Raw genomic sequence first — 13,482 nt, 5'->3', positions numbered from 1 at the left:
TAATTACTCAAGATGCAGATCGAGTGGCGTTTTACTGGCTCTGCCACCGATTTCTCGAGTTAGCTTAGCAACAAGATAGCCCGAGACTCGCTCAATGACACCTGCCATTATTTCTTTTGCTTTTTGATCACTAACAAAAAAGTGCGCTGCGCCTTGCACTTTATCCAGCACATGCAAGTAGTAAGGCAAAATTCCTGCATCAAATAACGTTTCGCTGAGCGCGACTTGCGCATCAACGCTATCATTGACACCTTTTAACAATACACCTTGGTTGAGTAAGGTAACATTGATGGCGCGTAGACGACTCATCTGCTGTTTGAATTCTAGATTGATTTCATTGGCATGGTTAATGTGCGTCACCAAAATGACTTGTAAGCGAGTTTCACGCAGTAAATCACACAATGCATCGGTGATTCGAGCGGGGATCACCACGGGTAAGCGCGAGTGAATACGCAATCGTTTAATATGAGGCACGCTGCTGATTGCATCGATGAGCCAACGCAGTTCTTCATCTTTCGCCATTAACGGATCACCGCCCGATAAAATGACCTCATTGAGTTCGGGATGCGCGGCAATATAGTCGACGCTTTGCTGCCACACCTGCTTTGAGCCTTTATTCTCTTGGTAGGGGAAATGACGACGAAAGCAGTAACGGCAGTTAATTGCACAACCACCTTTGACTATCATTAGCACTCGGTTGCGGTATTTATGCAGCAATCCCGGAATGGCATTGTTTTGCTCATCAAGCGGATCATTTGAGTACCCATCATGCCATTCAAACTCTTCATTGAGTGGCAAAACTTGACGCAACAGGGGATCGTAAGGGTTTCCTTTTTCCATGCGATCGACAAAACTTTGTGGCACTCGTAGTGCGAAGAGTTTGCGTGCGGCAAACCCGTTTTGCCAAAGGGCAGGATCAATCTCTAACTGCTGGAGAAGTTCGGCAGGGTTTGAGATCGCATTCGTTAATTGTTGAAGCCAGTTTTGCTCAACAGAATCAAGTTTTCGGGTTATTATATGCGGCATTGAATTTAACTCGAAGAATGGTAAGAGGAAAAAATGGCTACTGTTAGCACGAATGAATTTAAAGGCGGTCTCAAAATTATGCTTGATAATGAGCCTTGTGTCATTCTCGAAAATGAATATGTGAAACCAGGTAAAGGCCAAGCCTTCAACCGTGTCAAAATCCGTAAACTTCTTTCTGGCAAAGTGTTGGAAAAAACATTTAAGTCAGGTGATTCAGTAGAAACGGCTGACGTAATGGATATCGATCTTGATTATCTCTATAACGACGGCGAATTCTACCACTTTATGAATAATGAAACATTCGAGCAAATTGCGGCGGATAATAAAGCGGTGGGTGAAAGCGCAAAATGGCTAGTGGAAAACAACACTTGCATGTTGACGCTTTGGAACGGCAACCCAATTGCGGTAACGCCACCAAACTTTGTTGAACTTGAAGTGGCTGAAACTGATCCAGGCTTGAAAGGTGATACGCAAGGTACGGGTGGTAAACCTGCTACGTTGGTCACAGGTGCTGTGGTACGTGTGCCACTGTTCATCTCTATCGGTGAAGTGATCAAAGTGGATACCCGCTCTGGCGAATACGTAGGTCGAGTCAAATAATCACCTTAAAGTAAGTAAGAAGGTCGCTCGGTAAGCGGCCTTTTTTATTGCTCCAAAGCTGAGTGAGTGCTGTAATAAAAAAGAGCTGCCGAGGCAGCTCTTTGATGTCATCACTTTTCTATTTTTAAATCATAAAGATAAAAACGACAGCGAGCGCGGAAATCAGCCCAGCAAACGCATAACAAGCGATTTTACCCACTAAACCGGTGTGGAATTTTAGGTCATGCATACCGTGGTGAACACGGTGCATGGCATGCCACATCGGTAAGGCTAATGTACCAATGATAAACAGTGCGCCGATGATGCTAGTCGCAAAACTCGAAACGCGTTCATAACTCATTGCTTCAGCATCGATAATGCCTAATGGTGCTAAAATACCCAACACGAGAATGGTGATCGGGGTAATCATCGCAAACCATGTTCCACCGGCACCAAACAGCCCCCACCAGATAGGTTCATCAGAACGTTTTGGCGTGCGATTTACCTTATAATTGTTGTTCATGACTATAAGCTCCTACACCACGATGAGAACAATCAGTGAGATAAACGCAACCGCAGCCCACTGAGTTAATACGATGATTTTCTTGTCGATTAGCTTACCTTTCAAGCGGATTGGCATCACTTGCGGCATCATGCTAAAGAAGGTTTGTGCATGCAGCAAACTCCCCGCCAACGCGACGATATTGATTGCGACCACAATTGGGTTTGCCATAAAGCTTAGCCAGCCTTCCCATGCTTCAGGGCCTTTAACCAAGCAGCCCAAGCCAAAGGTAAGGAATAAGGTAAAGAATATCAGTGGCAGTACCGTTGCTTCACGCAACATGTAGAAGCGGTAGAATGGGTGATCTTTCCACCAAGTGCGTGTCATTTCACGAACGTAAGGTTTACGGTTACTCATCCTTATCCCTCCACTTTCTTTGGTGAACCGTCAGGTTTTAGCATGGCAATCACGAAGTCCATTGAAGATTCAACTTTGCCTTGGTTGACGGCTGCTGCTGGATCAACGTGTTTTGGACACACTTCAGAGCAGTAACCAACAAAGGTACAACCCCAAGCACCGTTATCACCATTGATAAGCTTCATACGCTCGGCTTTACCATGGTCACGGCTATCTAAGTTGTAGCGGTGAGCAAGGGTTAATGCTGCAGGACCAATAAACTCAGGGTTCAAACCAAACTGAGGGCAGGCCGCGTAGCAAAGACCGCAGTTAATACAACCAGCAAATTGTTTGTATTTGGCCATTTGCTCTGGCGTTTGTAAGTTGGTGCCATCTTCAGGTTTGCGATCGTTGCCAATGATGTAGGGTTTAATGGCTTCAAGACGCTCGATAAACGAAGTCATATCCACGATCAAATCTTTTTCAATTGGGAAGTTGGCTAAAGGTTCAATTTTCACGCCATTAGGGTAATCGCGCAGGAAGCTTTTACAAGCCAATTTAGGTACGCCATTAACCATCACACCACACGAACCGCAGATCGCCATACGGCAAGACCAGCGATAAGAGAGATCCTTATCGAGGTTATCTTTGATGTAGCCAATTGCGTCGAGCACTGACATGGTGTCATCAAAAGGAACTTCAAACGCTTGCAGGTGTGGCTTAGCATCTTTTTCTGGGTCGTAGCGCAAAATGTCTACTTTTTGAATGCGATTTGCTGACATTATTTTTGCTCCTCTGCGCTTTTCTCTTCTGCCGCTTTTTCCGCAGCGGCAGCCTGTTCTGCCGCTTCACCATAGAGACGAGCTTTCGGCTGAGATTTCGTGATCTTAACCGCGCTGTAGTCGATACTTGGAGCGGCATCAGGTTGATAGAAAGCTAAAGAGTGCTTGAGGTAGTTCACATCATCACGCTCAGTACAACCTTCGTCTAAACGCTGATGCGCACCGCGAGATTCTTTACGCAAGATAGCTGAGTGAACCATAGCTTCAGCCACTTCAAGGCCATAACCGACTTCGATAGCGTACAGAAGGTCGGTGTTGAACACTTTGCCTTTATCTTTAATGCTAATGTTCTTGTAGCGTGCTTTTAGCTCGGTGATTTTATCAATCGTCGCTTGCATTAAATCTTCTTGGCGGTAGATACCACAACCCGCTTCCATGGTGTGACCCATCTCAGTGCGAATGGTGGCCCAGTTTTCATCACCTTCTTGGTTCATTAACGCTGCAATACGCTCTTCTACGGCTTTGACTTGTTTGGCGATAGATTCATCGTTCCAACCTTTGAATTCCGCTGCGCGTTTCACTGCACTTTCACCCGCAACGCGGCCAAAGACCACAAATTCAGCTAATGAGTTAGAACCCAAACGGTTTGCACCATGCAAGCCAACCGAGGCACATTCGCCGACAGCAAACAGACCTTTGATGCGCGTTTCACATTGTCCATCCGTTTCGATACCACCCATGGTGTAGTGTACGGTTGGACGAATTGGGATCGGCTCTTTTGCTGGGTCAACGTTGACGTAAGCTTTCGCCAATTCGCAGATAAACGGCAAACGCTCTTGTAAGTACTCTTCACCAAGGTGGCGAAGATCAAGCAGCACCACATCACCAAGCGGATGTTTGATGGTGTTGCCTTTCTGTTGTTCATGCCAGAAAGCTTGAGAAACTTTGTCGCGAGGACCGAGTTCCATGTATTTGTTTTTAGGCTGACCCACTGGAGTTTCTGGGCCCATACCGTAATCTTGCAGATAACGATAGCCATTTTTATTGACGATGATACCACCTTCACCGCGGCAGCCTTCCGTCATCAAAATACCCGTGCCAGGTAGGCCAGTTGGGTGGTATTGCACGAACTCCATATCGCGTAGAGGGACGCCATGACGATAAGCCATCGCCATACCATCACCGGTTACAATGCCGCCGTTGGTGTTGCAGTGGTACACACGGCCCGCGCCACCAGTGGCTAATACCACAGATTTTGCTTTGATGGTTACTAGCTCACCTTCGGACATATGAATCGCGATAAGCCCTTGAACTTCGCCATCTTCAACAAGTAGATCCACCACGAAATACTCATCAAATCGATTAATTTGTGGATACTTCATTGAAGTTTGGAAGAGGGTGTGAAGCATGTGGAAGCCTGTTTTGTCAGCCGCAAACCAAGTGCGTTCGACTTTCATGCCTCCAAAACGGCGTACGTTGACTTCGCCATTTTCTTTACGGCTCCATGGGCAACCCCACTGTTCCATTTGCACCATCTCGCGGGTCGAGTTGGCTACAAAATATTCAACAACATCCTGTTCACATAGCCAATCTCCCCCACCAACGGTATCGTTGAAGTGGTTGTCAAGGCTATCTTCTTCCTTGATAACTGCTGCTGAGCCTCCTTCCGCTGCAACCGTATGAGATCGCATAGGATAAACTTTAGAAATCAGAGCAACTTCTAAATCAGGGTTTGCTTCAGCGGCTGCAATTGCAGTGCGAAGACCAGCGCCGCCTGCGCCGATGACTGCGATATCTGTGGTGATAATTTGCACAGTTATCCTCCGGTGTGTGATGCGGAAAATCCGCTTGTTATAGTTAAAGGTTCGTAAGCCTTAAGTGGTACGGGTAGTGTAGAAGAGCTGTGTAAGGAAAAAATTGATTCTGTTAGGTTTTTGCTTCGGAAGTGCAAGCGCGAGCATACTTATTTTTCTTTGTGTGATAATAATCACGTTAGAATTTGGAATTGCGCTTTAAGTCAGTAAAATTCATATCATCCAAACTTATGTGTGCCAGAACATGAATAGAAAAAACTGGATGCCAACCGCATCAATATCACAACTCAAACAGCGTGCTCAGTTACTCAAGCAGATCCGCCATTTCTTTGAACTACGAGATGTATTGGAAGTCGATACACCAGCCATGAGTCATGCCACGGTAACCGACATTCATTTGCAAACCTTCCAAACCCAATTTGTTGGCCCAGGGTATGCTGATGGCCGTCAACTTTATTTAATGACGAGCCCAGAGTTTCATATGAAACGACTTTTGGCGGCGGGGAGTGGTTCGATTTATCAGATCAATAAAGCGTTTCGCAACGAGGAAAATGGCCGCTATCACAACCCAGAATTTACGATGTTAGAGTGGTATCGGGTTGGTTTTACTCACCATGATTTAATGGATGAGATGGATCAATTGCTGCAACTTATTTTGCAGTGTGGATCGGCGCAGAAGATGAGTTACCAACAAGCATTTTTGCAGGTACTTGGGGTTTGTCCGTTAGAAGGCTCAATGGACGAGTTAAAAGCGGCTGCGAGCCGATTAGGTCTAAGTGACATTGCTGAGCCAGAAGAGGATAGAGATACCTTACTGCAACTGCTATTTAGTGTCGGTGTTGAGGCGGAAATTGGTCAACAGGTACCCGTTTTTGTTTACGATTTTCCTGCATCACAAGCGGCACTAGCTAAGATTAACCCGCAAGATCATCGTGTTGCGGATCGCTTTGAGGTCTATTTCAAAGGGATTGAACTTGCGAATGGTTTTCATGAGCTGGACAACCCACAAGAGCAACTGGCTCGTTTTGAAGCGGATAACCAAAAGCGTAAAACGATGGGGCTGGTCGAACAGCCGATTGATTACCACTTGATAGCAGCGTTAGAGGCTGGCTTACCTGAATGTTCAGGAGTAGCGCTTGGTATTGATCGCTTGATTATGCTGGCGTTAGGCCAAGATCATATTGATAACGTGACGGCTTTTCCTTTTCCGATAGCTTAAGCTTTTAAGCTGATGTGGATTGCGCGCTTGTAGTGCGATGAGCGCGCTGAAAAACGGCAACAGTTTCTTATTATGCAATGTAAGCCCTCGCGTCTGGCTGACAACCTCGTTATACTCCTTGTCTGATTTTAAGCCCACATTGCAAGAGCACAGAATATGCAAGAGTACATCGAATTTTTCCAACACAATATGATTCTATCTTTGGCATGGGTAGGTATTCTCGTCGCCTTAATCATAAGCATCGTGAAATCAACCACGGCAGCCTATAAAGAGATCACCGCTTCACAAACGACGCTTTTAATGAATCGTGAAAACGGTGTTGTTGTCGATATCCGCACGAAAGATGAATTTAAAAAAGGCCATATTACCGATGCGGTTCACATTTTACCGTCAGATATTAAATCCGGTAACTTGGCTAGCCTTGAAAAGCACAAGTCTGACCCAATCATTGTGGTATGTAAAACGGGTCAAACCGCGCAAGAGAGTGCCAACCTGCTTGCTAAAGCTGGGTTTGAGAATGTGAATTTACTGAAAAATGGTCTTGTAGCTTGGAATGAAGCGAACTTGCCATTGGTTCGTGGCAATAAATAATTCACTGATCGCGGTTATCTTGAACTGAGTGTGCTGGCTGAAAAGCCAGCATTTGATGCTAAGAGTTGTGATGTTTTCCACGTAATCGTGAGCTCATCTAGTCATTCGAAATCAGCTCGGTTAGTCTAAAAGCAACACTGAATTTGTAAGTATTTAAGGATTTAATCATGGCTGAAGCCGCACAACAAACAGCACAACAAAATTTCGCAATTCAACGTATCTTTCTAAAAGATGTCTCTTTTGAAGCGCCAAACTCACCTGTTATGTTCCAAAAAGAGTGGAATCCAGATGTGAAGTTGGATCTTGACACTCAAAGTCGTGATCTGGGTGAGGGTGTGTATGAAGTCGTATTACGCCTAACGGTGACAGTGAAAAACGCGGAAGAAATCGCGTTCTTATGCGAAGTGCAACAAGGTGGTATTTTTACTGCTGAAAAAATGGAAGCGGGTCAACTTGCTCATTGTTTAGGTGCATTCTGCCCGAACATTCTGTTCCCATATGCACGTGAAACAATTTCTAGCTTAGTTGTTAAAGGGACATTCCCACAACTTAACCTTGCACCAGTGAACTTTGATGCATTGTTCATGAACTACCTACAACAACAAGCGACTCAAGGCGAGCAAGCAGAAGCTTAATCGTTAATGACGTGAGATCATTAACGTTGGCGTTCCACGTCAGACTTTGATGATAAAAAATGCACAAAGCATCCCAGATAATGATGGTGCGTTGTGCATTTTTTGTTTATTTCGAATGCCAATACCTCCGTTCCTTGTTACTCCGTATTGAAAGCTGTATCGGAAGGAATTTAGGTATAACATGACAACACGAATAGCAATGGACGAAACAATGACAGATCCTAACAGTATTTACGGTAAAGCGATCACCATGACAGTAGTTGGTGCGGGTTCTTACGGCACATCTCTGGCGATTTCTTTAGCACGTAACGGTGCTAATGTTGTCCTTTGGGGACACGATGCTAAGCATATGGCTCGTCTTGACGCTGATCGTGCTAACCAAGAATTTTTACCCGGTATTGATTTTCCCGATTCGCTGATTGTGGAAACCGATTTGAAAAAAGCGGTACAAGCGAGCCGCGATTTGTTGGTTGTAGTTCCGAGCCACGTATTTGGCCTTGTTATGAATAGTTTAAAGCCTCACTTACGTGATGATTCCCGTATTTGTTGGGCAACCAAAGGGCTTGAACCTGAAACGGGCCGGTTACTGATGGATGTGGCCTATGACACCATTGGCGAGCGCTATTCATTGGCAGTGTTATCTGGGCCGACTTTTGCTAAAGAGTTGGCGATGGGAATGCCTACCGCAATTTCTGTTGCTTCGCCTGACGCGCAGTTTGTCGAAGATCTGCAAGGCAAAATTCACTGCAGCAAAACTTTCCGCGTTTACGCCAATAGTGATTTTATTGGTATGCAGCTAGGTGGTGCGGTTAAAAACGTGATTGCGATTGGCGCTGGCATGTCCGATGGGATTGGCTTTGGTGCGAATGCGCGTACTGCATTGATTACGCGCGGTCTGGCCGAAATGTGCCGTTTGGGTGCAGCGTTAGGTGCTCAGCCTGAAACCTTTATGGGGATGGCCGGATTGGGTGACTTAGTACTCACTTGCACCGATAACCAATCACGTAACCGCCGCTTTGGTTTGGCGCTGGGACAAGGAAAAGATGTGGATACGGCGCAGCAAGAAATTGGCCAAGTGGTTGAAGGTTATCGCAACACCAAAGAGGTGTGGTTATTAGCGGCGCGCATGGAGGTTGAAATGCCAATAGTTGATCAAATCTATCAAGTGCTGTATCAAGGAAAAGATGCGCGTGTTGCAGCACAAGATTTGCTGGCTCGTGATAAAAAAGCAGAACGCTAATTCATTGCTCATGATTAGGCACAAAGCCTATTAGCAATCTACATTGACGCTCTAGAGATTGGATGAGGAAGGGTGATCAACCAACGATGAAACATTGCGAAAAACTCAAAGTGTGGCAAGCCATAGTCAAAGAGGCGCGCGAGCAGTCAGAACAAGAACCGATGCTGGCTAGTTTTTATCATGCCACTATTATTAAGCATGATAGTTTAAGCTCGGCCTTGAGCTACATTCTTGCCAATAAGCTGAATACGGCCTCAATGCCAGCGATGGCGGTGCGTGAAGTGGTCGAAGAGGCATTTGCCGCAGACCCCAGCATTATGGAAGCGGCGGCGTGTGACATCTGCGCGACTGTCAATCGTGACCCCGCGGTATCTATGTTTTCAATGCCTCTACTTTATCTCAAGGGCTACCATGCCTTACAAGGCTATCGCGTCGCGAACTGGTTATGGAAGCAAGGTCGAGTGGCGTTGGCTACCTATTTTCAAAACCAAATCTCGGTAGCTTGCCAAGTGGACATCCATCCTGCTGCACGTATTGGTCGCGGCATCATGCTTGACCATGCTACGGGCATTGTGATCGGTGAAACCGCGGTGGTGGAGAATGATGTCTCTATTTTACAAGATGTAACGCTAGGCGGAACGGGTAAAGAGTGCGGCGATCGCCACCCGAAAATTCGTGAAGGCGTGATGATTGGCGCGGGTGCCAAAATTCTCGGTAATATTGAAGTGGGCGAAGGGGCGAAAATTGGTTCTTGTTCGGTGGTATTGCAATCGGTGCCTCCGCACACTACTGTCGCTGGAGTGCCAGCCAAAATTGTCGGTCGTCCGCAAACCGATAAGCCTTCGTTAGATATGGACCAACAATTTAATGGCCGTTCTCAAAGTTTCATTGCCGGTGATGGTATTTGATTTGGTCGCGGAAAACAAAAAGGGTGATGCTCACAGAGCATCACCCTTTTTTATGGTTGGCATTAAGCCATTGCATCGAGTTCAGCAAGCACTTCTTCAGCCCAATCAACCCACGCTTGGCGAACCAGTAGGTTGCGGCGTAGTGTTAGACGCTCAAGGCGCTGTAGCTTATCAAGGGTAGCTGGTGTTGCATAGTACGCAGACTCAATCTCTTTGTAGTGAGCAACCAGTTTTTTCGATTCTTCAACTAATTCACCCAGTTGAATTCGGTAAGGTGTTGCTGGTTGTACCGAGCAAGCGATCAATTTAGCGCTAAATTCATCACGTACGGTTGGGTGAGCTGTAGGTTGGTCAAACCATTCACCTAAAGCGCTGCGACCTGCATCGGTGATGGAGTAAACTTTACGATCTGGCTTGCCATCTTGCGGTTCTAATACACAAGTGACTAGGCCTTGTTGACCCATTTTATTCAGTTCGCGGTAAACTTGTTGGTGGCTGGCTTTCCAAAAATAGCCAATGCTCGAAGAGAACTCTTTTGTGATGTCGTACCCTGTGGCATCGCGAGTGCTCAAAACAGTGAGGATAACGTGTGGTAATGACATGTCTTTAATCCAAATGGTTAATAAACTCAAAAACAACTTGCTCAAACTCGTGTTGTGCTTCTGATGGCATCAATCATGAATGAGTTTTAGCAACACCCACCGTTCTATTGACGGAATGGGTTGTGTCACCTTAAAAAGCCGTTTATCACCTAGGATTATATGCGTGACGCATATCGACCTGCGATTTGTTATGTTTGTATGCTACCGCAGAGGAGCAGTAGTATATCTAAATAATAAGCATAAAGTAGAATACTTTGTTAGTTTAGCTTAAAAAACTGATAATATGCTCAATAATTTTTGTGATTTAAAATAAAAAGCCGCGCAGAGGCGGCCTTTTAGCTAGTTTGTGAAATAAAATGCTGTTACTTAGCCTGTGTTACGCATTCCTGCTGCAATACCCGCGATAGTCACCATTAAGGCTTCTTCTAACTCTGCTGGTGCGGTTTCGGTTTGGCGAGTGCGGTACAACAGCTCTGCTTGCAGCATATTTAATGGCTCAACATAGATATTGCGCAAACGGATTGACTCTTGACCCCAAGGATCGCTTTGCATCAAGTTCTCATTGTTTTCTACATTTAACACCGCTTTGATGTCTTTCTGTAATTGAGAACGCAAACGCTCACCGAGCGGGCGTAACGATTCATCGACTAGGCGTTCATCGTAATAGCGTGAGATTTCAATGTTGCACTTGGAGTAAACCATCTCTAGCATGCCCAAACGCGTTGAGAAAAATGGCCATTCACGGCACATCTCTTCCAGCAGTGCTTGGTGTCCTTTATCGATAGAAAACTGAATTGCTTCTCCCGCACCTAGCCAGGCTGGTAGCACGAGGCGGTTTTGGCTCCAAGAGAAGATCCACGGGATTGCACGTAAGCTTTCGACTCCACCATTAGGGTTGCGTTTAGCCGGACGTGAACCGAGCGGTAATTTACCCAGCTCTAGCTCTGGCGTTGCTTGGCGGAAGTACGGGACAAAGTCCGGCTCGCCGCGAACAATATGGCGATACGCTTCGCAAGAGACTTCAGACAATACCTCCATTAAGTCGCGCCAATCTTGTTTTGGCTCTGGTGGTGGCAGCAGGTTCGCTTCTAAAATGGCGCTGGCGTACATCGTAAAACTATTGACCGCTACTTCTGGTAGACCAAGTTTAAAGCGGATCATTTCGCCTTGCTCCGTCACACGCAAGCCACCTTTTAAGCTTTTGGGTGGTTGTGAAAGCAGTGCCGCATGTGCTGGAGCGCCCCCGCGACCAATGGTGCCGCCACGTCCATGGAATAGTGTCAGTTCAATTCCGGCCTCTTCACTGACATTAACCAAAGCTTCCATTGCGCTGTATTGCGCCCAACCGGCGGACATTACACCTGCATCTTTAGCGGAATCAGAGTAACCAATCATCACCATCTGGTGGTTTTGAATAAAGCCACGATAGAGATCAATGCCCATTAGTTGGCGGATCACCGTTTCTGCGTTGTTTAAATCATCCAAAGTTTCGAACAGTGGACAAACGTCCATGCGATAAGGACAGCCACACTCTTGCAACAATAGATGTACGGCAAGTACATCTGATGCGGTACGAGCCATCGAAATCACATAAGCACCAAAGGCTTCGCGAGGCTGAGAAGCAACGATTTTACAGGTGTCGATCACCTCTTGTACCGCTTCTGAAGGCTGCCAGTCACGAGGTAACAAAGGACGTTTTGAGCTCAACTCATTGGTGAGAAATGCAATTTTGTCTTGCTCGCTCCACTGGTCATAATCACCAATGCCTAAATAACGGGTGAGCTCGGAGATCACATCAGAGTGACGAGTGCTCTCTTGGCGAATATCCAAACGTACAAGATGCACACCAAACGCTTTAATCCGGCGCAGAGTATCAAGCAGCGAGCCATCGGCAATGACGCCCATGCCGCATTGATGTAAAGATTGGTAGCAGGCATAAAGCGGTTCCCACAACTGTGCGATATTTTGCAGTGGTGCTTTGCGTGCCAGTTGTTGGCCATTGATCTTGGCATCCAACACTTCCAGTGTTTCGCTGAGTAGTTCACGCAGGCGTTTGAGAATAGCGCGATAAGGTTCGTGTTCATCTATGCCAGCCAAATCGCGTAGCGCGTCACTGCATTTGGTCATCGACAATTCGCTGACCAGCTCATTGATATCACCTAGGTAGAGATCGGCCGCTTTCCAGCGAGAAAGCAGCATTACTTCACGGGTGATTTTATGAGTCACAAAGGGGTTACCATCACGGTCGCCGCCCATCCACGAAGAGAAGTGCACAGGGCGTGCATCAATTGGTAGTCCTTCACCTAAGTAGTTGGTGAGGTGCTCATCAAATTCACGAAGAAAATCAGGCACGGCTTGCCATAGAGAATTTTCCACCACCGCAAAGCCCCATTTTGCTTCATCCAGTGGCGTAGGGCGCTGCTTACGAATCACATCTGAATGCCAGCTTTGCGCGATCAACTGTTCTAAACGGCGTTCGGTTTTTTGGCGCTCTTTAAATGAAAGGTCACTGAGTTCAAGCTTGGAGAGACACTCGTTAATTTTCACCAGCTTGTTGATCATCGTGCGGCGTGTAATTTCGGTTGGGTGAGCCGTTAGCACTAACTCGATATTGAGATCACGTACCGCTTGAGCAGCATCCAATTTACTGATTTTATTTTGATTCAGTTTAGTAAACAGTAAATTAATCGCATCAGGCTCACACACATGTTCTTCACAGTGACGTGAAATGGTGTGGTACTGCTCGGCCATGTTGGTTAAGTTAAGAAATTGGTTGAATGCCCGCGCTACTGGGGTGAGCTGTTCGTTGGGAAGGTTTTTGATCTCTTCAACCAAGCTGTCTCGGTCGGCTTGATTGCCATTACGGGCTGATTTTGAAAGTTTTCGGATGGTTTCCACTTTCTCTAAGATAACGTCACCATGGGCGTCCTGAATGGTGTTGCCCAGCAAACGGCCAAGCATGCTCACGTTACTTTTGAGCGCAGCGTATTTTTCGTTCATTGTCATCCTGCCTTGTAAAAAAATTACATCCATTGTTCCTTGCTAAGTACACAATCTAGCGAAAAGATCCCTGTAGAGTCAAATAAAGCCGACTATTTTTACGATTATTGCTGAATGTTATTGAACGTGATCATTTGGTGAATAATTGGCGTAAATTACTGAAATTTTATTACAAAAATGCCTGACCG

Annotated in this window: 13 protein-coding genes; 6 read left to right on the top strand and 7 right to left on the bottom strand. The window is 46.1% G+C overall.

Features of this window, described 5'->3' with window-relative positions:
• Positions 1-3: 3 nt before the first annotated feature.
• Positions 4-1,026, bottom strand: a complete 1,023-nt coding sequence (gene epmB / locus AACR75_RS13995; RefSeq protein WP_019282863.1) for an EF-P beta-lysylation protein EpmB — start codon at positions 1,024-1,026, stop codon at positions 4-6.
• A gap of 33 nt (positions 1,027-1,059) precedes the next feature.
• Between epmB and efp the strand changes: the two genes are divergently transcribed.
• Positions 1,060-1,626, top strand: a complete 567-nt coding sequence (efp, locus tag AACR75_RS13990) for an elongation factor P (protein ID WP_017043203.1) — start codon at positions 1,060-1,062, stop codon at positions 1,624-1,626.
• 124 nt (positions 1,627-1,750) lie between these two features.
• Here efp and frdD read toward each other — a convergent pair whose 3' ends face one another.
• Genes frdD through frdA form a run of 4 tightly spaced genes read right to left on the bottom strand, consistent with a single transcriptional unit; the run spans position 1,751 to position 5,099 of the window.
• A complete protein-coding gene (gene frdD, locus AACR75_RS13985; RefSeq protein ID WP_010317640.1) occupies positions 1,751-2,128 on the bottom strand; it encodes a fumarate reductase subunit FrdD in 378 nt (125 codons plus the stop codon).
• 12 nt (positions 2,129-2,140) lie between these two features.
• Entirely contained in the window at positions 2,141-2,524 is a 384-nt protein-coding gene (gene frdC, locus AACR75_RS13980; protein ID WP_017043204.1) for a fumarate reductase subunit FrdC, read from the bottom strand.
• Between the two features lie 2 nt (positions 2,525-2,526).
• Positions 2,527-3,285, bottom strand: coding sequence for a succinate dehydrogenase/fumarate reductase iron-sulfur subunit (locus AACR75_RS13975; protein WP_013855867.1), 759 nt, complete (start codon positions 3,283-3,285; stop codon positions 2,527-2,529).
• The gene (gene frdA / locus AACR75_RS13970; protein ID WP_013855868.1) at positions 3,285-5,099 is read right to left on the bottom strand and encodes a fumarate reductase (quinol) flavoprotein subunit; all 1,815 of its coding nucleotides are present in this window, start codon (positions 5,097-5,099) and stop codon (positions 3,285-3,287) included. The genes AACR75_RS13975 and frdA overlap by 1 nt, the downstream gene beginning before the upstream one ends.
• Positions 5,100-5,343: 244 nt before the next feature.
• Here frdA and epmA point away from each other — a divergent pair, with 244 nt between their 5' ends.
• The 5 genes from epmA (at position 5,344) to cysE (ending at position 9,692) form a co-directional block, all read left to right on the top strand.
• Positions 5,344-6,318, top strand: a complete 975-nt coding sequence (gene epmA / locus AACR75_RS13965) for an elongation factor P--(R)-beta-lysine ligase (RefSeq protein ID WP_047690588.1) — start codon at positions 5,344-5,346, stop codon at positions 6,316-6,318.
• A gap of 156 nt (positions 6,319-6,474) precedes the next feature.
• Positions 6,475-6,909 carry a rhodanese-like domain-containing protein gene (locus tag AACR75_RS13960; RefSeq protein WP_047690586.1) on the top strand — a complete coding sequence of 145 codons (435 nt, stop codon included), beginning with the start codon at positions 6,475-6,477 and terminating at the stop codon, positions 6,907-6,909.
• Positions 6,910-7,076: 167 nt separating this feature from the next.
• Positions 7,077-7,544 carry a protein-export chaperone SecB gene (gene secB, locus AACR75_RS13955; RefSeq protein ID WP_013855870.1) on the top strand — a complete coding sequence of 156 codons (468 nt, stop codon included), beginning with the start codon at positions 7,077-7,079 and terminating at the stop codon, positions 7,542-7,544.
• Positions 7,545-7,725: 181 nt separating this feature from the next.
• Entirely contained in the window at positions 7,726-8,784 is a 1,059-nt protein-coding gene (gpsA, locus tag AACR75_RS13950; RefSeq protein ID WP_017043209.1) for an NAD(P)H-dependent glycerol-3-phosphate dehydrogenase, read from the top strand.
• Positions 8,785-8,870: 86 nt separating this feature from the next.
• Positions 8,871-9,692: a serine O-acetyltransferase gene (gene cysE, locus AACR75_RS13945; protein ID WP_047690583.1), complete on the top strand. Its 822-nt coding sequence runs from the start codon at positions 8,871-8,873 to the stop codon at positions 9,690-9,692.
• Between the two features lie 62 nt (positions 9,693-9,754).
• Here cysE and AACR75_RS13940 read toward each other — a convergent pair whose 3' ends face one another.
• Both AACR75_RS13940 and ppc read right to left on the bottom strand, forming a co-directional pair.
• Positions 9,755-10,294, bottom strand: coding sequence for a PadR family transcriptional regulator (locus AACR75_RS13940; protein ID WP_038149150.1), 540 nt, complete (start codon positions 10,292-10,294; stop codon positions 9,755-9,757).
• Positions 10,295-10,660: 366 nt separating this feature from the next.
• Positions 10,661-13,294: a phosphoenolpyruvate carboxylase gene (ppc, locus tag AACR75_RS13935; protein ID WP_026027891.1), complete on the bottom strand. Its 2,634-nt coding sequence runs from the start codon at positions 13,292-13,294 to the stop codon at positions 10,661-10,663.
• Between the last annotated feature and the right edge of the window lie 188 nt (positions 13,295-13,482).

The sequence above is a fragment of the Vibrio sp. ZOR0018 genome (genome assembly GCF_963865925.1).
GTDB classification, from domain to species: Bacteria; Pseudomonadota; Gammaproteobacteria; order Enterobacterales; family Vibrionaceae; genus Vibrio; species Vibrio anguillarum.
The sequence above is the reverse complement of the archived record's forward strand: the minus strand, read 5'-3'. Positions and strand labels throughout refer to the sequence as shown.